The organism is Martinezella lusitana, assembly GCF_010668395.1.
Taxonomy (GTDB): Bacteria; Pseudomonadota; Alphaproteobacteria; order Rhizobiales; family Rhizobiaceae; genus Rhizobium; species Rhizobium lusitanum_A.
The window spans coordinates 63771-87666 of sequence record NZ_WUEY01000008.1 but is presented as its reverse complement, the minus strand read 5'-3'; the positions used below and the strand labels follow the sequence as shown (position 1 = coordinate 87666).

Sequence of the window (23896 nt, the reverse complement as noted above, 5' to 3'; positions counted from 1 at the left end):
ATTTTACTGATCCAACCATGCGTCATAGAAGTTCGGTTTCGCGTTGGTCGCCCAGGAAATGCCAGCCAGCTTCTTGGATGCGCCGAGCTGATAGGCCGCGACGAAGAGCGGCACGGCATAGGCCTGCTCGATGATTTCCGCCTGCACTTCCTGATAAAGGCGCTTGCGTTCTGCGTCCGATGCTCCGATCGCCGTGTTCAGCTTCTCGTCCAGGCTTTTGATCCGGGACACATCCTGACCGTTGGGCGGGATATAGGCCGAATGAAACACGGTACGCAGGATGTCGGGCTCGGCGCGAACGTAGTAGAAGGAAACGAGATCGTAGTCGTTGGCGTTGGTGCGGGCAGTCCATCCGCCGGCATCGACCGGATCAAGCTGAAGGTCGAAGCCCGCCTGCTTCACCTGGTACTGCACGGCCTGCGCAAGCGTCAGGTCCGATGCCGCGGTCGAGGTGCTGTCGAAGACATAGTGCAGGGTCAGCCGGGCGCCATCCTTCTTACGGATCCCGTCGGCATCCTTCTGCGACCAGCCCGCTTCATCCAGCAGGCGAATCGCCCTGGCCAGATCGAAGCCCCACTTTTTTGAGATATTGCGATCGTAGTAGAGCGTCGACGGGCCAAGGATGTTGTCTGCCGGCTTCAACGTGCCGAAATAAGCCGCCTTCACCGCTGCGGCCACATCGACCGCACTTTGAAAGGCCTGACGGACCTTCAGATCCTGAAACGGGCCCTTCGACGTGTTGAGGAAATAGGAGCTGTTGACGCCGGGATTTTCCTTCGTCACCACCTGCAGCTTGCCGTTGCCTTGAACGGAACGGTAGTTTGCCGGCGGCACGGCGTCGATTGCCTGCACCTGCCCGCTCGACAGCGCGCCCAGGCGCACGGAAGCCTCGGGAAGATATTTGAAGACGATCTGGTCGAAATGGGCCGCCCCCTTATGCTTGGCATAACCGGGACCCCAATTGTAATCGGCACGGCGCTTGAGCTTGCTGCCGCTTCCCTTGGTAAAATTGTCGAGCACGTAGGGACCGGAGCCGATTACCGTATTCGTGGTGCTCTGTGCCTTTTGCAGGTAGGCCGGCGACTGGATGCCGAGATAGGGGAGGCTCAGTCCCTGCAGCAATGGCGCGAAGGACTGCCGATAGCGGATGACAAGCGTATGGTTATCCGGGGCCTCGATCTTGTCGACAGGGCCAAGAAGCGACTTTGCGTAGCTGGAGGTCGTCTTCGGGTCGAGAATGCGATCGAAATTATATTTGACGGCGGCCGCATCGAGCGGCGTGCCGTCGCTGAACGTCACTCCCTGACGCAGGTGAAAGGTGTAAACCTTGTTGTCGTTGCCGACTTCCCAGCGTTCGGCAAGCCATGGCGTGAAACTGTTGTCTTCGGCCTGTCCGACAAGGGAATCGACGATATTGCGGGTGATGACGGCAGTGATCGAACTTCCCGTGATCGACGGGTCGATGATCGCCGTATCGGTTGCCAATCCCACGGTGAGAATGCCGCCATCGATCGGCTTTGACGGATCGGATGCGGCGCTTGCCGACGCGGCGAATGACGTCAAAAGAGAAAACGCGAGGGCGATACCGATGACGCCCCGCTTGCCATTATCCTTAAACGAATAGTTTCTTTTCATATCCCGTCCCTGATTTTATCGCTGCCGCTTGGTCGCATACTCCGGAATGCGAGAGGCGATTGCACAAGCCGAACGGTCACAAATATTGTCTATAATTTTACTAGACTAAAGGCATGCTGATACTTTTATGCACGGGAAGACAGAAATCCGTTCCATGATCGAGATGAGGCAAAAGGCAGAAGCCCGGGAATGCGGACGGGCAGCGCTCGACGCTATGCAGCGGGATAAAAGGCGGTTCGATTGCCGGGGATCGCCACGACAAAACCCTGTCCGGTTCCGTGGAACCCTCTCTCTTTCGCTCCATCCGCGGTGCGATGGATAGTCGTCGGCGCCCTTGAGACGGACGACGAACGCGGGCGATTACGGACCGTCATCGGACGAAGGCAGGAAATCAATGGCGGCGGGGATCAATCCAATCCGGCATCGACATGCCAGAAGCGCTCCTTGAAGCCACGTCCCGAAACTGCGCGCATGTACTCTCTGAGTTCCTTTTCGGCATCGCGGCCGGGAAAGATCTCGGCGATCTGGGATCCGTATTTCATGATCGCCCCGAACTTGCGGTCAAAATCGACGTCCAGGTCCACATGTCCTTTTATTTTCCAGTTCGTCCGCTTGATCGCCGCAGGCACGTTGTCGGGGTAGTTTGGCGGGAAGAACCCGGCCGAGTAGGGAATATCTTCGTAGAGATAGATATCGACATCCCGTCGCCCGCAGCATGTCCGGAACGTCTCCGTGGTGACGACATGGTCAAGGTGACGGCCCACCGCCATCGGACTGAGAACAATGGTTGGACGCACCGCGTCGAGCCATTGCGAAAGCAGGTCCTTCAGCGGATTCCAGGCGGGATCCCTATCGGAAGGAGGAGAGAATACCGCCTCCCGGGTGGCATAGAGGGGCATGCCATTGCTGTCCCTGCGATAGATGGAATCCGACATGCCGCCGTGGATATATTCGGCGCCCAGATATGCGATCGAGGCAATATCCTCCTTGCGACGCACCTCGTATGGATTGTCGCCCAGCCCCCACCATTCATGCAGTTCACGAACCAGCGGCGACGGTTCTCCTTCGACGTCCATGTCGGCTGTAAAAATCGTTGCCGCAACAACGTAGATGCCGCTCTTCACCGCCCGGTCCATGAAGCCGCCGGCACTGAGCACGGCGTCATCGAGATGGGGCGAAAGGATAAGCACGCGATCATCTTTCGTCACTTTGTCCAGCATTTTACTATCCGCCTGAAGACCTGCCTACCCACGGTTCCATGGATACAAGAGGATGCAGGAGATGCCAATTCACCTCGGCTGCGTGGGTCCGGGTTTCGTATCACTCGATCAAGCTGCGTCGATCCACGGGAGCCAAGACCGGCAGGAATACGGCGACAAACCTGGCTGATGGTTCGATACTATCGGCATGGCTCTTCATTCAGCGACGGAACGCTTGGGCAGGAGAACGTCGAAAAATGGCAGCAAGGCAGCTCCCAGAAGAACGCTGTCGCCCACGAAGGTAGCCGGCGTCACCGGCGGCAGCGGCGGAGGCGGGCTTTCCGGACGCTGGCTTGCCGCAACGCACCGCATGGCCACGATCAGGGCATCGATGACATCGCTCGGCAGATCGCCGTCAAGCACGATCTTGCCAGGCGCAACGAACCCGGCGATCGCCATAAGCGCGTCGAACAGGTGGACCGCCGCCTTCTTGATCCAGGCGGCGGCCGTCGCCTCGGCAGAACCGCCGTCGGGATTTTCCACGGCAGCCATGTAAGCATCCGCGGAGCAAACCCGGTCGAGCTGGAGGCGATCAGGCCCGGTCAGCATGCCGCCGATCCGCCCGGCACGGCCGCGGGCGCCGGCAAAGGGAATGGAATGCAGGAACAGTCCCGAGCGAATACGCTCCTCGAGCAGCACCATCACCATGCCGGCTTCCGGTATGCCGGCGCCGACCGTGCGTTCCGCAAGCACCGCCGCCAGCGTATCGAGTTCAGCTACGACGAGGCGGTCGGGAAACACCTGCCGCACCTTTTGCGCGTCGTCGGCGCCATAATCATCCAATGCCAGGCCGATGCCGACGAGATTGGCGGAAGGGCCGGCTGCGGCGTGCAGTTCTTCGAACGCCGCGGCAATGGCGGTTTCATCCGCATTGGTACGGGGTACGCTGGCGCGGCTGCGGATCCGGCCGTCCAGATCGACCAGCATGCCGGAAACCCTGTCTCGCCGCAGCCTGAGGCCGATCGCGAAGGCACCGTCCGGTCGCAACGCATATTCGGCGGAGGGAACCTGGGCGTTCTGCGTCCGGCGCTGGCCCTCGACGATCAATCCTTCCGCCAAATGACGGCGCAGGACATTGGTCACCCCGGGAGCGGTCAGCCCGGTCAACGCCGCCAGCTCCAGCCGCGTCATGGGTCCGTTGCGACGAAGCGCCTCGAGGATCGTCCGCGAATTATGGTCGGCGATCTGCGCGTGGCCAAGGCCGGGAGCTGGAGGGGCACGATCAGGCGGCATCGGCGGTCCGCAGCATCAGCGCATGGGCAAGCGGCATGGCGGCAGCGCCAAGGGCTGCCGCATCCTCGGACGCCGCCGCGCGATGCACCGGCGGATAATCGGCGCCCGAGCGCTCCAATTGCTCATGAACATAGAGCAGCAACTCATCGATGAGGCGCACCGGCAGGCGGCCACCGATCAGGATGGCGTCGGGATCGATGATAAGGCCGACATGCGTGACTGCTTCGGCGACATGAACGCTCACCTGCCTCAACCATTGCGACAGCAGCGCCTTGCCCCTGCCGTCGAGCGCCAGCAAATGTTTCGGCTCCGATGCCTCGATACCGTGCTGGCGCAGGAAGTCGTAGAGGATGAACAGCGACACGATCTTGCCGAGCGGCTGGACTCCGCCGCCGAAACCGCCCGGATCCGTGCCGGTTGGCAGCCAGCCGATTTCGCCGCCCATCTTGGCGACGCCGCGGTGCTGCTGGCCGTCAAGAACGAGGCCGCCGCCCAGACAGGCGCTTGCGAGGATATAGAAGAAGGTTCGACTTTCGCGACCGAGACCGAATTGCAGCTCGCCCGCCGCCGCCGCATTGGCGTCGTTGTCGATGAAAACGGGATGTGGCGTCAACTTGGCAAGCGCAGCCGGAATATCGAAATCCGTCCAGGCATGATAGGCTGCGGGAAATCCGATGACCGGCACCTCGCCCAGCCAGTCGGGAATAGCAATGCCGATCCCGGCGAAGCGCGTCTCGTCGATGATCTTCTTTTGTCGAAAGCCCTGCAGCGCGTCACGCATCAGCCGGATGAATTCCTCCGGCATCAGGAAGCGGCTTTCGTGATGGACACGGCCGCGCACAGCTCCGGTCGCGTCCATGGCGACGATCGTCAGATGATCGCGATCGATATTGGCGCCGACGGAAAAGCAGCCCGAGGGGTTGATTTCCAGTTCGATCGCCGGCTGGCCGCGCAGGCCGTGCCGCCGGCGAGCCTCCACCACCAGCCCGTCGTCGATCAGCTTTTCGGCGATGCGGGCGATGGCCTGCTTGGTCAGCCCGGACTGACGCGCGATCTCCGTGCGGGAGATCGGCGCGCCGCGATGAATGGCGCGCAGCACCACACCCCTGTTGTGGAGCGCTGCCTGCTCGCCATTGGATCCGGCAAGGTCGGTAGCGCTCGCATATTTGGCTTCAGCGTTCATCTGTCCAGAACTTGATATCTCCCCTCCTTCTACCGTCATCCGTCAATGCTGCGCAACTGTCACGTCCGCTCGATCCTCCAGCTTCTGACCTCGAACGGCGTGATGTCCCGGCCGCCGCTCCGTTGGTCAGGCTCTTCCATCAGGGTGACGGCTTCGCCAACGCGCCAGCTGCCGGCCGGTGCGATCTCCAGTCCGCCCCGGCGCCCTGCCGGCTCGTAAACACGCAGGATCAGGCCATCGCTATCCTCGGCCGGCTTCAGGGCGGAAAGCGCGACAGGGACCCCGGTTACCGACAGCGGCGCGAGGGAGGTGGCGGCCAACCCGGCGGCACTGACGGCTATCAGCGGCTGATTGAGATCGTCCGCTTCCTCGCGCACGCCGCCGGAATGCCATTCGCCCTCATGCGGCAGCAACGAATAGGTGAAGCGCTGTTCCCCCTCGTCGGCCAGGGGATCGGGATAGATCGGCCCGCGCACAAGACTGATGCCGAGCACATTGCCCCGGGCGCTATGGCCGTATTTCGCGTCATTGAGCAAGGCAACGCCGAAGTCCGGTTCGCTGAGATCGACGAAACGATGGGCGACTGCTTCGAACATCGCGGCATCCCAGGAGGTGTTGGTATGCGTCGGCCGGTCGACAATCCCATAAGCGCATTCGAAGGCTGCCGTTCGAGCCCGGACCGCCACCGGATTGAGCGACCGCAGCAATGCGCGCCGCTCGTGCCAGTCGATATGGGTTTCGATATCCAGGCGCTTGGCATTGGCGGTCAGCACGTAGAACTGCGTGATCGTCGAGTCGCGATAGCGGTGGACGACCTTGATCGCAGCACGATGCCGCCCGTTCTCGGCCAGTTCGATGCTTTCGGGCCTGTCGAGACGGATGCCCTTTTCCGCATAATCGGCATCGATGTCCCACGCATCCCAATTGCGCGGCTTGTCGGCCGGGTAGACCCAGAGCTGGTTGGCGGCTTCGGCCAGCGCCTCGCGGCCGGTCGCCTTGTGCACCATGCTCGATATCAGGCCGTCGGAGCCTATGACAACGGCAATATGGTCATTCTCCAGCCGGTTCACATCCGCGCGCAGGACGCCGGCGGGAGTGAGCGCCGAGCGATCGAATACCTGAACGGACAAGGGCGCCACCACGTCGCCCGTCGCCAGCACCGTGCCGTCGTCCAGCACGGCACGCAACGGCCGCACATCGAGCGACGGATTGGCGACCACCACGGCGTCGGCGATGCCGCCTTTCGGCAGATGGCCGACAATGGCTGCCATCGCCGCCGCCTGAGAGGCCTCTGCATGGCCGATAACCTCGGAGAGTTCGCGCTCGGCGTCCTCGTAGACCTCGCGAATGCCCGAGCCCGGCAAGATATCGTGAAACTCGTTCTTCAGGGTCACGCGCCAGTCCGTCTCCAGGCTCGGCGGCTTCGCCGCCGCGCCCGCCATATAGGCGACGGAGGCCAGGATTTCGGCTGTTATCAACGCTCTCTCGGCCTTGCGGTGCAGCCGCTTGACGCCGCTCTGCGTGGTCAGCGTCGCCCGGTGCAGCTCAAGATAGATCTCACCCGACCAGGCTGGCAGACGCTTTTTTTCGGCGGCCCTGTGAGCACCGGCAAAGAAATTCTCGACCGTGCCCCAACGCGCCTTCGGAATGGCGGGAAAATCGCGAAGCTGCACTTCCCGCTCGACCATTTCAGGCGTGACGCCGCCGCCGCCGTCGCCGTAGCCCACCGCCAGAAGCGACGTATCGTGCTCGACCTTCTGGCGGAAATTCTTCCAGGTCGGCATGAAGCAATCCGGCTGCACGAAGCCGTTATAGCCGAGCATGGGATTGTCGAACGCATGCGCCAGCACACGGCTGCCGTCGAGCCCTTCCCACCAGAAGAGGTCATAGGGGAACTTGTTGGTTTCGCTCCAATTGACCTTGGTCGTGAAGAAGCTGTCGATGCCGCCCTGGCGCAGGAGTTGCGGCAAGGCACCGGCGAAGCCGAAGCAATCCGGCAGCCAGCAGACGGTGTGACGCACGCCGAAGGTCTTTTCGAAATAGCGCTGGCCATAGAGAATCTGCCGCACCAGGCTCTCGCCCGTCGGCATGATCGTGTCGGGCTCCACCCACATGCCGCCAATGGTTTCCCATTTGCCGACTGCGACCTGCGCCTTGACGCGCTCGAACAGCGCGGGATCATCAGCCTCGATCTGCGCGTAGTAATGGGCGGTCGACTGGTTGAAGCGGAAATCATCCGAACGCTCCATCAGCGACAGCGCAGTATGGAAGGTCCGGCGCATCTTGCGGCGGGTCTCGCCGTAGGGCCACAACCAGGCAAGGTCGATATGGGCATGGCCCGTCAGCAACAGTTCGCCGTTTTGGGGGTAGCGTGCCTGGAGGGCCCGCAGGCGATCGAGCAGGGCGTCGTAAGCCGCGACGACCGTGGCGCGTTCCTCATCCGACAACGCCGCCGGATCGTCGATCATCTCCGGCAGTTCCCAGATCTTCTGCTGCCATTCGGCATTGGCCGTGCGCGCGACATACGGCTCCGTGGCGGAGGGCCAGTCGAGACTGCGCAATGTGTCTTCGGCCGCGTCAAGCATATGGGCGACAACGTCGTGTTCACCCAGCGCCTCGATGGCCTCGACGACCTGCCTGAGCAACAGGTTCAGGCGATGGACGGGTATATCCAGCCAGGCAAGCCGGGCCCGGATGAGCTTCGGTTCGCGGTTCGGTTCGCCGAAGGGAAACCGGGCGACGCTGTCGGTGGCGATGGCGATCTCGCGGCCTGCCAGCGGGAATTCCTGATGGAAGGGATCGAGGCCGAAGCTCTCACGCTTGCCGCTCTCGAAGGTGAGAGTGACCAGACTTTCGCCACCAAGATCGAGCTGCAGGCGGCTCTCCTCCAGAGGCCAGCCGTCAGGCACGCGGGCCTTGGCGGCAAAATGCACGATGCCCTTGCGGTGTGGCCAGGCCTGTCCGATGGCGATTTCCTGACCGTCGAAGGTCCAGCCATCGATCGAGGACGTGGCGCGTTCGCGCCAATGGCTGATTTCGGCGGTTCTGACCTTCAGACGGTCGAGGCGTTGGGCGATAGTAAGATGCATGGCATGTCCTGTCGGGTTTTGACGTCAGCCTTTGACCGCGCCGGCGGTCATGGCTTCCAGAATAAGGCGTTGCAGAGCGAGAAAGGCGATGATGGCCGGCACGACGGAGATCAGGCAGGCGGCGGCCAGCAACTGGATCGAGCTGTCGTTGCTCGAGCCGGCATAATTGAAGATGCCCACGGCGACCGGCGTCATGTTGTCCTGGGTGATCAACAGGAACGGCACCAGGAATTGCGACCAGCCGGCGATGACGGTGATGATAAACACCGAGGCGACACCAGGCGACGACAGGGGCACGATGATGCGCCAGAAGGCGGAGAACGGCGTGCATCCATCGATCATCGCCGCCTCGTCCAGGCTTTTCGGAATACCGTCGACGAAGCCTTTCAGCAGCCATACGGCCAGGGGTACGCCGAGGGCCACATAGACCATGACCACGCCGAACAGGCTGTTGATCAGGCCGAGCGAGCTCATATAGCGGTAAAGCGGCACCATGATCACCAGCGGCGAGACCATCTGGAAAGCCAGGATCGCCAGCATCCAGATCGGTTTTCCGCGCATTTGCAGCCGCGAGAAGGCATAGGCCGCCGGCAGGGACACGACGAGCACGCCGAGGGCCGAAAGGCATGAAAGCAGCAGGGCGTTCCAAAGGTAACCCGCGAAGGAAGCGTTGGTGAGAACGGCGTAGAAATTATCGAGCGTCGGGTTCTTCGGAATGAAGCGAGCGACTCCGAGATAGATCTCGCGACGGCTGCGCAGTGCCAGAGACAGCAGCCACAGCAGCGGTCCGGCAAAGAAGGCGAAAACGATCAGCATGAAGATATAGCTGAAAGCATCGCCGATGCGTTCCGCCATCCGGGCATTGATCCTTGCATTCATTCGGCGGCCTCCCTTGGCAGAAAGCGAGCATAGACCATCGCCAATACCAGGCTGATCGCCAGCATCAGCACCGACAGCACGCTGCCGCCGGCAAGATCGAAGTTGCGGAAGACGAGGTTGTAGGTGAAGAGCGAGAGCACCTCCGTCGCCCTGCCCGGTCCGCCGCCGGTCAAGGATAGAATGGCGTCGAAGGTGTTCAGGGTCTGGATGGTGATGATCACCATGTTGACCAGGATCGCCGTGCGCAATTGCGGCAGGGTGACGTACCAGAAGCGTTGCAAGGGATTGGCGCCGTCGACGGCCGCGGCCTCGAACAGGACGGGATCGATGGTCTTCAGCGCCGCGTACATCACGATCATCGAGAAGGCCGTACCGCGCCAGATATTGGAGATGACCACCGACCAGATGGCGTTGGCCGGATCGGAAAGCCAGGCAACCGGCGCGATACCGGCAAGGCGCAGCAAGCCATTGATCGCCCCGAACGGCGCTTCGCTGAACAGCATCTGCCAGACGATGCCGCCGGCAATGCCCGGTACCACCCAGGCGACCATGACCGCGGTGCGCAGCAACGTTGCCCCGAACAGGCGCCGCTTCTCGGCGCGAATGACCACCAGCGCGATGAACAGGCCGAGCAATTGCTGGCCCACGACGCTGCCGAAGGTGAAGACAAAGGTGATCCACAATGTCAGCGGCAAAGCCGGATTGCCGAGGATCTGTCGCATCTTGTCGAGCGAATAACCGCCGTCGCTGCCGAGCAGCGTCTGGTTGGTGAAGGCCAGCCGGAAGGCGTCGAGGATCGGATAGAGATAGAACAATCCCAATACGAGGATCGCCGGCAAGAGCCAAGGCCAGGCCGAGCCGGAGAACGGCCTGCTGGCGGTCCGCGTCCGGCCTGAAGAACTGCTGAATGCTGCAACGGTCATAAAAATCGTTCCGTGCCTGCCCTCCCGGCATGAACGCGGCCGGTCCACACCGAAACCGCGCCCATGCCCAGGGCGGAAAGTTGCCATATCCGCGGCGGGAAAGCCCGCCGAAGCCCGTTATTTGCTGGAATAGGCGGCGAGCGAGGCCTTGTAGGCGGCATCGACCGCTTCCTCGGTGGACTTGGTGCCGGAAAGCACGTCGCCCATCATGATCTGGATCTGGTTGGAGATTTCCGGATAGATCGCGACGCCGGGACGTGCGTTGCCGTTTTCCAGAGCTGCCGCGAAACCCTTGTCGATCGGCGTCTTGAACTGATCGTATTTGTCGAACAGCGAACGCTGGGTCGGCAACTGATCCTGCAAGGCGTTGGCCGGGCCGTTGTAGACCTCCTTGACGAGATCGGCGCAGAACTCGACCTTCTTCGGATCATTGCTGAAGGAGCCGAAAGCCCAGCCGCCCGTGCCGGCCGAATGCTGCGATTCCGTCGGACCGGGAAGCGGCGACGGCTGCCATTTGGCGAAATCGTCGGGCTCCAGCGCGTTCTTCAGCTGACCGTATTGGAAGTTGCCGCCGACGAACAGGGCGGTGGTGCCGGCGGCGGCAGCGGCGTTGATGTCGTCATAGGCTTTGATGTTGAGCACGCGCTTCGGTGCGGCGCCGGAATCGACGAGATCCTTGTAGTAGTCGACCGCCTTGATCATCTTGGCGCGATTGTCGCCTTCGCCGAAGATCGGCTTGGCGTCGGTATCGACAAGCTTGCCGCCCTGCGACCAGAAATTCGCCAGCCAGTCGAAGGTCGTGCCTTCCCAGCGGCCCGCATTGAACAGCACGCCCTCCATGCCTTTTTCCTTCGACGCGAGCGCGGCTTTCTTCAAGTCGGCCCAGGTCTTTGGCGCAGCAGGCACGATATCGGTGTTGCGCCACAAGACGCGGATGTCGGTCGCCCACCACCAAGCATAGAGCTGGTCGTCCTTGGCGACGACGACGTCGCGGATGAAGGGAAAGAGATCCGCGACCTGCTCCTTGGTGAAATAGGGCGTCATCGGCTTCAGCACCTTGTTGTCGATGAACTGCTGCAGCACGAAGCTGTCGATCGCCGAGCAATCTGGCGCATTGCCGGCCTTGGCCTGCTCCAGCAGGCGGGCTGCCACCTGACCGGTATCGTCGCTCTGGTATTGAAAATCGATCTGCCAATCCGGATGCTTGGAAATGAAATCGCCATAAAGCTTCTTGTAGCCGTCGGCCCAGGCCGGCACGGCCGAGAATGACGGGCTCTCCCAAGCCGGCAACGCCAGGACCAACTTGTTGGGCGCATCTGCCTTGCCGGCGCGCTCATTGGTGACGAGATCCTCTGCGAAAACCGGAAAAGCGACCATGGCAGCCGCGGCGACCGCGACAACGCGGCGCGTCAGATAGTTCATAATTCCCTCCCAAATTTGTTGCCGTGCCGCCCGTTGACGACGAGCGATCGAGCAGGCAATATTTATATTAAATCACTTTGTTTTTGTGTCAAGGGAGGTACTGATGGCGCGTGTGGTCATTGACAATGTCTCGAAGCAATACGGAGGTTTGCAGGTCCTGCACAATCTCAGCGTCGAGATCGAGGATGGGAAATTCGTCGTGCTCGTCGGTCCGTCCGGCTGCGGAAAATCGACGCTTCTGCGCATGATCGCCGGCCTGGAGACGATTTCCGGCGGCGAAATGAACATCGACGGCCGCGTGGTCAACGACCTGGCCCCGCGCGAGCGCGACATCGCCATGGTTTTCCAGAATTACGCGCTCTATCCGCACATGACGGTCGCCGACAATATGAGTTTTGCGCTGCGGCTGATGCGGCGGGACAAGGAGGAAATCGGCAAGCGCATCGACCATGCCTCCGGCATACTGGCGCTGACACCCTATCTCGCCCGCAAGCCGGCAGCGCTGTCCGGCGGACAACGCCAGCGTGTCGCCATGGGTCGCGCGATCGTGCGCGATCCCAAAGTCTTCCTGTTCGACGAACCGCTCTCCAATCTCGACGCCAAGCTGCGCGTGCAGATGCGCGCGGAGATCCGCGATCTGCACGACCGGCTGAAGACGACGACAATCTATGTCACGCACGACCAGACCGAGGCCATGACCATGGCGGACCAGATCGTCGTGCTCAACCAGGGCCGGATCGAACAGGTCGGCACGCCGCTGGAGCTCTACAAGTCACCCGCCAATCTCTTCGTAGCCGGCTTTATCGGCTCGCCGGCCATGAACTTCCTTACCGGTCGTCATGCAGAGGCCCATGGCGCCGCGACGCTGGGCATCCGGCCGGAACATATCCGGATATCCGCCGCCGGAACCGGGATCAGCGGCACCGTTGCCTTCGCCGAACATCTCGGCAGCGACACTTTTCTGAAAGTCGACCTACCGGATGCCGGCCACGTCATCGTCCGCGGCGGCGGTGACCTCATGGTAGCGGCGGGCCAGGAGATCTCCATGGTCTTTCCGGAAGAGAAGCTTCACCGATTCGACGGAGACGGCAAGGCGATGCGCTGAAGCCGACGCCCTGGCATCTCGCCCGCCGCCGATCCGGTCAGTGGCGGGCAGCAACGGCAGGCAAGAGAAACTGCACGCATCTTGTCGCCACAGTCATGCCGGCGGCATCATGGAAATCGCCGGGCGAGGCTGCCCTGAGGCCGGCGCTCCATCGCTCGACGATGTTGCCGGCTGACAGACGCCCGGGATGGCATGCGGATTGGGCCATCCTCCGCGACGGTTTCGGACAATCCGGGCTAAGCGCGCGTTGCGGAGATCTTGAAGCTCTGTCGATAATGCGTCGGCGGCAGGCCCTTGGCGGCGCGAAACTGACGGGCGAAATGCGCCGTATCGGAAAAGCCGCATTCGACGGCGATATGGTTCATCGGGAGATCGGTCTGCACCAGCATCTGGCAAGCCTCGCCTATCCGCAATTGCGTCACATACTGGCTGATCGACATGCGGGTGCTGCGCTTGAACACACGCTGCAACTGGCTATCCGTCAAATGCGCGATGGCGCAGAGTGGGGCGAGCCGCAGCGGTTCGCGGTAATGGGCGTGCAACCAGGTAAGTACCCGTCGCATCCGCTCCCGGTCACGCGGCGTCTCGCTCACCGAAACCTCTCCCGAGGCCAGCGACCTCCCGCGGACCGAAGCGAGGTCGAGCAGAATCCCTTGCAATTCCAGCGCCTGCATCGCCGGCGGCAGCGTGCCGAGCGCCAGCATGCGCGGCCGCAGGCGCGCGACGGTCGCCGCGTCGAATTCCAGCCCGCGCCCCGCCGCAGCGGTGAGAGCAGCAAGGCCGCTATACTCCGGCATCAACGCCATGAGGCCATCGATCCATTCGCGCGAGAACCAGCAAACGATGGCCCGGTGCAGCCGCGCCGTGCCGATCAGCGCCTCGGATTGCCACGCGTGCGGCAGGTTCGGCCCGAGCAGAACGAGATCACCGTCGCCGTATCGCTCCACATGATCGCCGACGAACCGCACGCCCCCGCTATCGACCGTCAAGGTCAGCTCGAACTCCGGATGGTAATGCCAGTTGAACGGAAAATCGGGCAATTGCCGGTCGAACAGAAGCCAGGAGCGATCCGCCGGAATGGCAACCGTTTCGAACCAGGGCTGCATTGACCTATTGCTCCGCTTCTATCGCACCATAATGCGGCAATCATACAAAAGCTTGCGGCCCGAGGGAATGGCGCAATCCGTTGCCATCCGTAATGTCACCCTACCCGGCAACAGGAGGAACGGATGGAAGCGGCGATCAGACCGGATGTGGTGATTATCGGATCGGGCGTCGGCGGCGGCACGGTAGCCCGCCAGCTCGCCGAAACGGGCGCAAGGATACTTATCCTGGAACGGGGCAGCTTCCTGCCGAACGAACCGGAAAATGCCGATGCGGAAGCGGTTTTCACCCAGGCGCGCTACCGGACCAGAGAGGAATACCAGGATGAGGCCGGTCGCCGCTACCGCCCCGGCCAGTATTACTATGTCGGCGGGCACACGAAGTTCTACGGGACAGCCATGTTCCGGTTTCGCGACACCGATTTTCGCGAAACGGAGCATGAAGATGGCACATCCCCGTCCTGGCCTTTTTCCTATGACGATCTCGAACCTTTTTACGACGAGGCGGAGCGCCTGTTCGGCGTGCGCGGGCAGGCGGGACAGGATCCGACCGAGGGCGCTCGCTCCCATCCCTATTCCCACGCGGCCATTCCGCACGAGCCGGTCATCGCCGATATGGCTGAAAGACTGCTCACGCAGGGCCTTCGCCCCTTTTTCATGCCGTCTGCGGTGGATTTTGGTCCCGGCGGAAGCTGTCGGCGCTGCGGCACCTGCGATGCCTTCGTCTGTCGCTATGGCGCCAAGGGCGATGGTGAGATGCGATTGATCCGGCCAGTCCTGAAACATCCCAACGTCACGCTCTGGACAGGGGCGCAGGCGACGCGGCTCCTTCCTGCCTCGGACGGGCGCATAGCGGCGGTCGAAGTGCGGCGCGGCGGCGAGATCATGCGCATTGAGGCGCCGCTGTTCGTCCTTAGCGCCGGCGCGATCAACTCCGCACTTCTGCTGTTGCGCTCGACCGACGCTGCCCATCCCAATGGGCTTGCCAACAGCTCGGGCGTCGTCGGCCGTTACCTGATGAACCATCACCTGAGCGGGTTGATGGGTCTCATGCCGTTTCGCGTGAACGACACGAAATTTCCCAAAACGCTGTCCGTCAACGATTTCTATCACGGCGTGCCGGGTGACGGCGCTGCGCGAGGCAACATCCAGATGCTCGGCAACATTCAGGGGCCGATGATCCGCTCCGCCTACTCCTGGATGCCGCGCCCGCTTGCCAATCTCCTCGGGCGCCATAGCGTCGATTGGCTGTGCATGTCCGAGGACCTGCCACGAGCCGAAAGCCGCGTCCGTCTTCTGCCGGGCGATCGGGTCGAAGTGGCCTATCATCCGGGGGGCCGATCCGCGCATGACCGTTTCGTGGAGCATGCGCGCGCCCGGCTGCGGCAAATCTTCCCCGTGGTCCTGCGCCACTCCTTCGGCATCGAGGCACCGTCCCATCAATGCGGCACCGTGCGCATGGGCGTCGATCCGACGCAGTCGGCTCTCGATTCCGTCTGCCGCACCCATGACCATCCCAATCTCTATGTGGTCGACGCTTCGTTCTTCCCATCCTCGGCGGCACTCAACCCGGCACTCACGGTCTGCGCGCAGGCCCTGCGCGTCGGCAATCACCTGCGCGCTTCCTGGCGCAACGACAATCTCGCCGCCTGACCATCCGGGAGCTTTCCATGGTTCATAATTTTCTTTCACCGCTGACCGGTTCCTTTGCCATACCGGCCGCAGAAAACCCCACCGTCGCCATGATCGAGGCGGCGTATCGGCATCATGGTCTCCACTGGCGCTACATCAATTGCGAGGTCGCTCCGCACGCGCTTGAAGATGCCGTGCGCGGCGCCCGCGCCATGGGCTGGATGGGCTTCAATTGCTCGCTGCCCCACAAGGTGGCGGTCATCGAGCATCTGGACGGGCTCGGCGAATCCGCCCGCATCATCGGCGCGGTCAATACCGTGGTTCGCCGCGAGGGCCGTCTGATCGGCGAAAACACCGACGGAAAAGGCTTCGTTGCCGCGCTGCGGGACATCATCGACCCTGCAGGCAAGCGCGTTGTGCTGCTCGGAGCAGGCGGGGCGGCCCGGGCGGTGGGCGTCGAGATGGCCCTGGCGGGCGCGACCGACATCACCGTCGTCAACCGCAGTGCCGGACGCGGAGAGGACGTCGCCGCCGTGATTGACGGACAGACGCCGGCCAAGGGGCGCTACCGGCCCTGGGTGGGGCGATATCGCATACCGGAAGAGACGGATATCGTCATCAACGCCACGTCGATCGGCCTGTTTCCGGATATCGACGCCATGCCGGACATCGAACCGGACAGCTTGCACGCGAACATGGTGGTCGCCGACGGCATTCCCAACCCACCCCTGACGCCGTTCCTCAGGCAAGCGCAAGCACGGGGCTGCCGCACCGCCGACGGACTTGGGATGCTGGTCAACCAAGGCGTCATCGCGATCCGATACTGGACCGGTATCGATGCTGACACCGGCATCATGCGCAAGGCCCTTGCCGATCTGGGATTATGAAAGAACATGCTCCGGCGCCTTCGGCCAAGGCCATTCAGGCGGGACTTCCATCCCGCCTTCATTCACAATCGCGAATAGCGGGGGTGCCGGCAGCGGTACGTCCACCACGCCTGCTTATTCGTTGAGCTTCGATTTAAGCGCTTTCCAGCCGGCAGCGAAAACATGTGAGGAGACGATTTCCACATATTTTCCAGCATCTTCCGGCTCCTCGTCGAAGGTGGCCGTCCATTCCGCAAACGTCCGGTTGCCTTCGGTAATCGGAAGCAGCCTTATGCTTGCCACGTAGTTTTTGACCGGAAATGCGGGCTTCACGAAACTGTACGACAGCGAATGATCGCAGTTGCTGAGCGCAAGCAGCCGCTCGCGCACATGCGCGCCATCCGTGAGATGGAAGGAGCGAATGCAGCCGACATCGCTGCTGCTCAACCCGCCTTCGATCTCGCTTCCGACAATGGCGGGATGCCAGTTCGGCAGGCCGTTAAAATCGCGCACGACCTCCCATACGGCTTCGATCGGCGCGTCGATCACCGCGCTTGCATAGGCCTTGGCCATGTTCCCCTCCTAACGTTGAATGACGAGATTCTTGAAAGCCTGCGTCTGCGCCACGAGCGCCTTTTCCACCGGCAGGCGCTCCATGCTGGAGGCACCATAGAATCCGTGGCAGCCCGGGCACCGTTCCAGGATGTAGCGGGCATCCTCCGGTTCCGCGATCGGACCGCCATGGCACAGAACGATCACCTCGGGATTGATGCCGCTCGCAGCCGCGGCGATCACGTTGACCTCGTCCACGCAGGCCTCGAGCGTAAGCGCGGTATCGGCGCCGATCGACCCGCCCGTCGTCAATCCCATATGCGCGACGACGATATCGGCCCCGGCCTCCGTCATGGCCCGCGCGTCGTCGGCGGAAAAGACGTAGGGCGTGGTGAGCAGATCCTTGGCGCGCGCCAGGCGGACGACCTCCACCTCCAGCGCGTAGCCCATACCGGTCTCCTCGAGATTGGCTCTGAATCTGCCATCGATCAGACCCACGGTCGGAAAGTTCTGAATACCGGCGAAACCCACGGCCTTCAGCTCGTCGAGGAAGTAATCGAAATTGCAGAACGGATCCGTGCCGTTCACGCCTGCGAGAACCGGCGTGTGCTTGACCACGGGCAGCACTTCGCGCGCCATGTCCATGACGATTTCGTTGGCGTTGCCATAGGCGAGCAGGCCGGCCAGCGACCCCCGCCCGGCCATGCGGTATCGGCCTGAGTTGTAGATGACGACCAGGTCGATCCCGCCGGCTTCCTCGCATTTGGCGGAAAGGCCGGTGCCCGCCCCGCCGCCGATAATGGGAATCCCCGCCTTGATCTGCTGGCGAAACTTGTCCAGCAACTGGCTTCTTTCGAACTTCATGCTAGCGACCTCTACTGATTTCATTGAAGTGGCGGACAACTTCGGAACTGAATTCCGGTGAATTTAACGCGTGCGGCACCCGGAGAACGATGCGCTCGTCCGTCTGCCGGACGGTATGCTCGATGGCGTCGAACAGGGCCGCATCGGCTTCCGGATCATGAAATGCTTGGCCCGGCGCATCGAGAAGCGACACCCCTCCCAAGGGCAGAAGGAAGCGCACCGGCCCGACGCTTCGGTTGAGGCGCTCGCCGATCCATTTTCCCATGGCCACGTTCTCCTCGACCGTGGTGCGCATCAGCGTGATCTGCGGATTGTGCACATAGAGATTGCGGTGACGGTATTTCTGCGGAACGGTGTCGATGCCCGCGAAATTGACCATGTCGAGCGCGCCGCAGGAGCCGACATAGGGCAGCGCCGACTGCGCGAGGAAACCGAAACGGTCTTCCGTTGCGGGCAGAATGCCTTCGAACAGGAGATCGCATACTTCCGTCGTCGTGATATCCAGGACGCCGGCCAGATAGCCGGAGGAGGCAAGCTTTTCCATCGACTGGCCGCCGATGCCGGTGGCGTGAAATACCAGGCATTCGAAGCGGTCGCGCAGCTGCTCGACGACCTGGGAAACGCAAGGCGTGGTGACGCCGAACATGGTGAGACCCAGCGCCGGCCTGTCGTCCTGCTCGGCTTCCCGCCGGTTGCGGACCATCCCGGCAATCGAGTTGGCGGCATTCGACAGCACCGTCCGCGAGATGCGGTTGAGCCCGGCTATGTCGGTTATCGAATTCACCATGGCAATATCGTTGGGACCGACATAGGCGCTGATATTGCCGGCGGCCACCGTCGAGACCATCACGCGCGGCGTGCCCACCGGCAGAACGCGCATGGCCTGCGTGACCATCGCGGTGCCTCCGGAGCCGCCGAGGCCGATCACGCCGCCGACATCGGCGCGCGACAGGATGAAGCGCTCGAACGCCAGCCCCATGGCGGAAACCGCGGAACCGCGGTCCCCGGTGAAGACCGCGTCCGCGCCGCCGGGATGGAAACCCGCGACAGTCTTCGCATCGACATCGGCGTCATCCGACGGTCTGGCCGTGGAAAGATCGACCAGGATCGCGGGCAACCCCTGCGCTCTGATCAGATCCGCCACATAGCGCAGCTCGTCGCCCTTCGTATCGATGGAGCCCGCCACATAAATCGTCTTCGCTATAGTCATCGCTTCCTCCTCAAGTATCTGTCATTTTTTCGGCGTCCACTCGGGCCGAGCGGCCATCATCCCCGGCAGCATGGCGGCAAAGGGCGCAGCCTCGGTGATTTGCCTGGGCAAGCCCTGGTCTCTGCCTTGACCCGGGAGCCGGAGCCAACCACACCCGCATGGGAACGGGAGATATCGACGGCAAGCACGAGCCTCCTCCTGGCCTTTTCAGCGGAGAGTCCTCCCTTTGTTCTCCGCAAACCAAGTTGCTCCACTCCGCCGGATCTGACAAAGTCCACTTGTCGAGAAGTGGACCAGGCATGAACAGGATTTCACCGGCGAGGATCAGCCGGCTCATCGGAAACTGGCGGGCGCCGGAGGGCAAAGTCAGCCAACAGCTGAGTGCGGCCATCGCCCGGTTGATCACGGCGAGGGAGCTGCCCGTCGGTGGCCTGCTGCCTTCCGAACGCGCGCTGGCGGCAGCGCTTGCGGTCAGCCGGGGAACTATCGTCGCGGCCTATGCCTCGCTGCGGGATGCAGGCGTGCTCGACAGCCGCCATGGCAGCGGCCACCGCATCATCGCGTCCGCAACGGCCCCCGGCTCCGCGCATACCCGCCTTGCCGGCGAGATTCCCGCGCATCCGCAGGATATAGACATGACCAGCGGCGCGTTGCCGCCGTCACCGATCCTAACCCGGATGCTCGCTTCATTACGCGGTACGGAGCTTGCAAGCGTGGCTGCGGGCCTCGGCTATGACGCGTCCGGCCTGCCCGCCCTCCGCTGGGCGGTCGCCCGCTACTATACCGATCTGGGGCTGGCGACCCACCCGGACAACATCCTCATCACCAGCGGCGCGCAGCAGGCGGTATGGCTGCTCGCCAACGCCATGGTCGACGCGTCGGATGCTGTCATCGTCGAAGACCCCGTCTATCGCGGCTCGCTCGAAGCCTTCCGCCGACGCAATGCGAGGATCGTTCCGGTCGCGGTCACGGAACGCGGGCTCGACATGCCGCAGCTCGAAAAGGCGCTCAAGAACCGACCGAAACTTCTCTATCTTTTTCCGGAAGCCCACAATCCGACAGGCAGGTCGCTGGACGACGAAAGCCGCCGCGACCTCGCGGCCTTGCTCGAACGTCATCCGACTTTCCTTGTGGAGGATGGAGCGCAGAACGAGCTTTCGACCCTTGCTGGAGCAACGCCCCGCCTGTTTGCGAGCGAGGTCGATCCGAACCATGTCGCCACGATCGGCACGCTTTCCAAGCTGTTCTGGGGCGGCATCCGCATCGGCTGGATCCGCGCGGCGCCTCCGGTGGTGAAGCGGCTGGCAAGCTTCAAGGCCGTCAACGACCTGGGCTGCTCCATGTTCGACCAGCATCTCGCCATCGGCCTGCTTGAAAATATCCCGGAGGCGCGGGCTTATCGTCACCAGGAAATCGCGAGCCACCTGAAAATCGCCGAGGATCTCATTGCCGAGAGAGCCGCAGGCCGATGGCGCTGGTCGCGCCCTTCAGCGGGTACCGCAATGTGGATCCGTATGCCCGGCATCGATGCGGTCGCACTATGCCAGGAAGCCCAGCGTCATCGCCTGTTCCTATCAGCCGGCCCCGGCTATTCCGCCCACGAGAATTTCGGCGACGTCCTTCGCCTGCCCTTCGTTCGCCCGCCTGAAATCATGCGGTTCGCGATCGAAACGATCTGCGATCTGGCCGGCACGGCACGCGCTGCCTAGACGGAAGCAAAAGTCATCTATCGCTCCAGATTGACATATGCCTCCGGGAAAAAGCGGGGCGTGCACAGGCAGTAGAATTCCAGATCCACCAGGCCGGTATTCTCGATACGCTGCGCCGCATCGGCCGGTATCACGGCCTGATCGCCAACCCGAAGCTTCTGTTTCACGCCGTCGATCTCAAGTATCCCCTCCCCTTGACGAACGATGTACCGTTCTATCACGCCGGTGAGGCTGTGCAGCTGAGTGGTTATACCGACCTCGACCCGAGCCAATGCCAGCGACGCCTCCGGCGAGGCATCGCAGTTATGCAGCTCCGTGATATGGCATCGTTCCTCGGTCCAGAACTCGCCGCTGCCATTCGCGAACACGATCGCTTGCCTGTCTTCGGTCATTGGTCCCCTCCATCCGGTTCGTTGTGCGAGCTGAACGGTCCATAGCAAGATCGGCAAGAACCACTTTGTACAAAGTGGTTCAGCCGTCGCCATTTCCGATGCCACGCGCCTCGCATTGCCGGCATCTGCGGACGGGGTCTGAGCGTTTCGATGGCGGAAGCAAGCGGGCTTTGTGAGCACCGAACGAGCGCGTGCATCCGACGACAATGGTGGGGCATGTTATTGTCGTCGGACGCTGCACTCTATCCGGCTCGCGGGTGGCATCCGGGCCGGTGTCCTGGATAATAACATCTACCTTAAGTTTAGCGAAGCTGCCCGGATGGGCAGGCTCAATCCGGATCTCGCATGCAAAGAGAAGCCATTCGCGGCGGCACATGCAAACCCGAGCCCAGTCGCGCCGGCCAATTCCGCGAGTGTCTCCAGCATTTCCGCCTCACCCGATTGAAGCGTCGCTAGGCAAGGTCGCTATCGGCTGGGCCGTCCGCATCGGCCGCGGAGAACTTTGCATATTTGACCATATAGTCCGCCGCCTCGCGAATATCGTGAACCACCGCGTCACGCGCGCCGCGCGGATCCTTCGCCTCCAGGGCTTCGAGAATCCTTTCATGAAAATCGACGTCCAGCACCTCGGTCGGAGTGAAGGGCGCTCCTTCCACCAGCTTGCGCAGGAACGGACCCGCCTGGAGCCAGAGGATCTCGATCAGGTACAGGAGATACTCGTTACCGCAATGCCGGTAGATCGAGAACTTGAAATCGAAATTTGCCTGAAGATAGCGGTCGATATCGCCGGCCCTGGCGGCTTCGGTGCGCTCCTTGCAGTGATGGCGCACGGTGCGCAAGCTGTTGCCGTTGAGCCTGGTGGTCGCAAGCTCCGTTGCCGTGCCCTCGATGGAGATTCGCGCCTGCGTCAGATTGTTGAAGGAGGCCACGCTGAGAAGCGGAACCTCGACGCTGCCGTTTGGAAGCAGGTTCAGCGCGCGCACCGCCTGAAGGCGCTGGAATGCCGTGCGAACAGGCATCGGACTTGTCCCGAACTGCTCGGCGACCTTACGGTAGGTCAGCTTCTGTCCCGGTTCGAAGTGCCCGGCCATGAGGGCTTGCACGATCTGATGATACACTTGCTCGTGCATCGGCACCGGGGCTTCGATGGCCGTGATGTTTGCCGCTTTCTTCGCCGTCATATCCACCACTCGAAAAACAATGCTGCTCCGAAGATGCCTTTGGTAGAAGATTTGCCGTTGCTCGCGCAAGCACCATCGCGAGCAACGGCCTGAGTCCGTCAGACCATGCGCGCCAATTGCCCGAGCAGCGCCAGATTATCGCGATCGAAGCCTTCCATGATAGGATCCGGCTGCGAGCTCATGCGCACGATGACCACGTCCGCTGCGGGATCGATGTAGAGCCATTGACCGTGGATGCCGATGCCGCAGAAGCTCCCCTCGCCTGTCTGATACCATTTGTTGTGATAGCGCCCCTTCGGAAACAGAGGTGCGAAATCGCTGCGGTCCCACGCAGCCTTGCTGCCGCCGCTGAGCGTACCGCTTACCCAGGCTTCGGACACGACGCGCGTTCCGTTCGCCGTGCCTCCTTGCCGCATCATCTCGCCGAAACGCGCCAGGTCGCGCGGGGTGAGCGAAATGCCGGCGGAGGCACGGCTTGTTCCCTCGCGGTCGACAGTCATCGTCACCTCGCCCCGTGCCCCGAGCGGAGCCCAGATTATCTCGCGCAAGAGATCCGCCATGCGCAGGCCGGAGGCGCGCTCCAGGATGATGCCGAGCATATCGGTGTTCGGCGAGCGATAGCGGAAGATTTCCCCATGGTCGCCCGGCAGGCGCCTGAGACTACACAGGAATTCCCGAAGCCCCTCCTCTCCGCCGCCCGGATTCCAGAGCATGGCGCGACGATAGCGACCGAACGGGCTTTGCGGGTCCAGGTAGGCTTCGTCGATGTCGATAGCCACCGTCATGTCCAGCACATGCTGCACGGTAGCATCGCCGTAAGCGGAACCCTCGGCCTCCGGCACGTATTGAACGACCGGCGCGCCGGGATCCAGCAGCCCGCGTTCCTGCAGGGCGCCGGCGACGACAGCCGTGATCGACTTGCTGATCGAGAAAGTGATATGGCGGTTGCCGAAATCCATGCTCGGTGCAAACCAGTCCGCAACGAAATGTCCGCCCTTCATGACGACGAGCGCGTCGGCATAGGAGCGCGCGAGGAAATCCGCGATCCGCTCCTCACCGTTCGCCAGCCGTACTCGCTCGGCGACGAGAGCGGACGTTTCCGCTGCAGGCGCGTCCTCGGCTCCCGTCCCGCGCCAGACATGCGCGCTCGGCACCAGTTCGCCGACATTCTGGAACGACCATCTGCCGTAGGGATCGAGACGCCAGTTCGCGAGCGTCACCTCATCGCGGCGAAAGCCGTATCTCTCTTCGAATGTGGTCGTATCGACCATGAAATCTCCACTCCTTAGCCTTGTTGCGGCAGCTGGATTCCGGCGGTTAGCTCAGAAATTCACCAATTTCCCACCGAATAAAACTCACCGAAAACTGAACAAAATTCGATCTAGTTTTTGACGGCCCCCTCGAGGCAAGACGTCCTGCAATTCTCGATAATCTCCCAATCCAGCTTTCATTTCTCGATCATTAACATCGAGATTACCTTCCACAATGGCTGAATATCTATCAAAAAATCGATATTATTTCGAATTCTTAACGATGTCAAAGACCGCGCACTGTGATCTCAGATCTGATAATCCATATCGTATCAATTTCGTATCGCAAGCGGTAACGCAGAAAATAAGTTGACTTTATACGTGATCTGAGATCACAAATTTAGGAAGA

19 protein-coding genes are annotated in these 23896 nt (G+C 62.1%); 4 read left to right on the top strand and 15 right to left on the bottom strand.

The genetic code is table 11. From position 1 onward, the window contains the following. Window positions 1-3: 3 nt before the first annotated feature. From GR212_RS18880 to GR212_RS18845, 8 genes are all read right to left on the bottom strand, one after another. Entirely contained in the window at window positions 4-1635 is a 1632-nt protein-coding gene (locus GR212_RS18880) for an ABC transporter substrate-binding protein (RefSeq protein WP_163988212.1), read from the bottom strand. Window positions 1636-2042: 407 nt separating this feature from the next. Continuing rightward, window positions 2043-2855 (bottom strand): PIG-L deacetylase family protein, encoded by an 813-nt coding sequence (locus GR212_RS18875; protein ID WP_163988210.1) that lies wholly within the window; start codon window positions 2853-2855, stop codon window positions 2043-2045. Window positions 2856-3050: 195 nt separating this feature from the next. After that, window positions 3051-4127: an ROK family transcriptional regulator gene (locus tag GR212_RS18870; protein ID WP_163988208.1), complete on the bottom strand. Its 1077-nt coding sequence runs from the start codon at window positions 4125-4127 to the stop codon at window positions 3051-3053. Continuing rightward, complete coding sequence (locus GR212_RS18865; protein WP_163988206.1) at window positions 4117-5310, bottom strand: ROK family transcriptional regulator; 1194 nt, start codon at window positions 5308-5310, stop codon at window positions 4117-4119. The genes GR212_RS18870 and GR212_RS18865 overlap by 11 nt, the downstream gene beginning before the upstream one ends. 59 nt (window positions 5311-5369) lie before the next feature. Beyond that, window positions 5370-8399, bottom strand: coding sequence for an alpha-mannosidase (locus GR212_RS18860; protein WP_163988204.1), 3030 nt, complete (start codon window positions 8397-8399; stop codon window positions 5370-5372). Between the two features lie 24 nt (window positions 8400-8423). Further along, window positions 8424-9278 carry a carbohydrate ABC transporter permease gene (locus GR212_RS18855; RefSeq protein ID WP_246725808.1) on the bottom strand — a complete coding sequence of 285 codons (855 nt, stop codon included), beginning with the start codon at window positions 9276-9278 and terminating at the stop codon, window positions 8424-8426. Continuing rightward, window positions 9275-10201: a carbohydrate ABC transporter permease gene (locus GR212_RS18850; RefSeq protein ID WP_163988202.1), complete on the bottom strand. Its 927-nt coding sequence runs from the start codon at window positions 10199-10201 to the stop codon at window positions 9275-9277. The genes GR212_RS18855 and GR212_RS18850 overlap by 4 nt, the downstream gene beginning before the upstream one ends. Before the next feature lie 117 nt (window positions 10202-10318). After that, complete coding sequence (locus tag GR212_RS18845; RefSeq protein WP_163988200.1) at window positions 10319-11623, bottom strand: ABC transporter substrate-binding protein; 1305 nt, start codon at window positions 11621-11623, stop codon at window positions 10319-10321. A gap of 103 nt (window positions 11624-11726) precedes the next feature. Here GR212_RS18845 and GR212_RS18840 point away from each other — a divergent pair, with 103 nt between their 5' ends. After that, on the top strand, window positions 11727-12728 hold the full coding sequence (locus tag GR212_RS18840; protein ID WP_163988198.1) for an ABC transporter ATP-binding protein: 1002 nt from the start codon (window positions 11727-11729) through the stop codon (window positions 12726-12728). A gap of 236 nt (window positions 12729-12964) precedes the next feature. On the opposite strand, the gene GR212_RS18835 is transcribed toward GR212_RS18840, so the two are convergent. Next, complete coding sequence (locus GR212_RS18835) at window positions 12965-13834, bottom strand: helix-turn-helix domain-containing protein (protein WP_163988196.1); 870 nt, start codon at window positions 13832-13834, stop codon at window positions 12965-12967. A gap of 123 nt (window positions 13835-13957) precedes the next feature. Here GR212_RS18835 and GR212_RS18830 point away from each other — a divergent pair, with 123 nt between their 5' ends. Both GR212_RS18830 and aroE read left to right on the top strand, forming a co-directional pair. Next, window positions 13958-15484 carry a GMC oxidoreductase gene (locus GR212_RS18830; protein WP_163988194.1) on the top strand — a complete coding sequence of 509 codons (1527 nt, stop codon included), beginning with the start codon at window positions 13958-13960 and terminating at the stop codon, window positions 15482-15484. Between the two features lie 17 nt (window positions 15485-15501). Next, the gene (aroE, locus tag GR212_RS18825; RefSeq protein ID WP_163988193.1) at window positions 15502-16350 is read left to right on the top strand and encodes a shikimate dehydrogenase; all 849 of its coding nucleotides are present in this window, start codon (window positions 15502-15504) and stop codon (window positions 16348-16350) included. 114 nt (window positions 16351-16464) lie between these two features. Here aroE and GR212_RS18820 read toward each other — a convergent pair whose 3' ends face one another. From GR212_RS18820 to GR212_RS18810, 3 genes are read right to left on the bottom strand one after another with little or no spacing between them, the layout of a single operon-like run. After that, window positions 16465-16902: an SRPBCC family protein gene (locus GR212_RS18820; RefSeq protein WP_163988190.1), complete on the bottom strand. Its 438-nt coding sequence runs from the start codon at window positions 16900-16902 to the stop codon at window positions 16465-16467. 9 nt (window positions 16903-16911) lie between these two features. Beyond that, window positions 16912-17745 carry a phosphoenolpyruvate hydrolase family protein gene (locus GR212_RS18815; RefSeq protein ID WP_163988188.1) on the bottom strand — a complete coding sequence of 278 codons (834 nt, stop codon included), beginning with the start codon at window positions 17743-17745 and terminating at the stop codon, window positions 16912-16914. 1 nt (window position 17746) lies between these two features. Continuing rightward, complete coding sequence (locus GR212_RS18810; RefSeq protein ID WP_163988187.1) at window positions 17747-18955, bottom strand: Tm-1-like ATP-binding domain-containing protein; 1209 nt, start codon at window positions 18953-18955, stop codon at window positions 17747-17749. Window positions 18956-19254: 299 nt separating this feature from the next. Here GR212_RS18810 and GR212_RS18805 point away from each other — a divergent pair, with 299 nt between their 5' ends. Then, window positions 19255-20664: a PLP-dependent aminotransferase family protein gene (locus GR212_RS18805; RefSeq protein ID WP_163988185.1), complete on the top strand. Its 1410-nt coding sequence runs from the start codon at window positions 19255-19257 to the stop codon at window positions 20662-20664. Between the two features lie 17 nt (window positions 20665-20681). Here the strand turns inward: GR212_RS18805 and GR212_RS18800 are convergent, their stop codons facing one another. The 3 genes from GR212_RS18800 to GR212_RS18790 form a co-directional block, all read right to left on the bottom strand. Beyond that, window positions 20682-21056 carry a cupin domain-containing protein gene (locus tag GR212_RS18800; protein WP_163988183.1) on the bottom strand — a complete coding sequence of 125 codons (375 nt, stop codon included), beginning with the start codon at window positions 21054-21056 and terminating at the stop codon, window positions 20682-20684. A gap of 452 nt (window positions 21057-21508) precedes the next feature. After that, complete coding sequence (locus tag GR212_RS18795; RefSeq protein ID WP_163988181.1) at window positions 21509-22237, bottom strand: GntR family transcriptional regulator; 729 nt, start codon at window positions 22235-22237, stop codon at window positions 21509-21511. 98 nt (window positions 22238-22335) lie between these two features. Further along, window positions 22336-23508 (bottom strand): serine hydrolase domain-containing protein, encoded by a 1173-nt coding sequence (locus tag GR212_RS18790; RefSeq protein ID WP_163988179.1) that lies wholly within the window; start codon window positions 23506-23508, stop codon window positions 22336-22338. Window positions 23509-23896 lie beyond the last annotated feature (388 nt).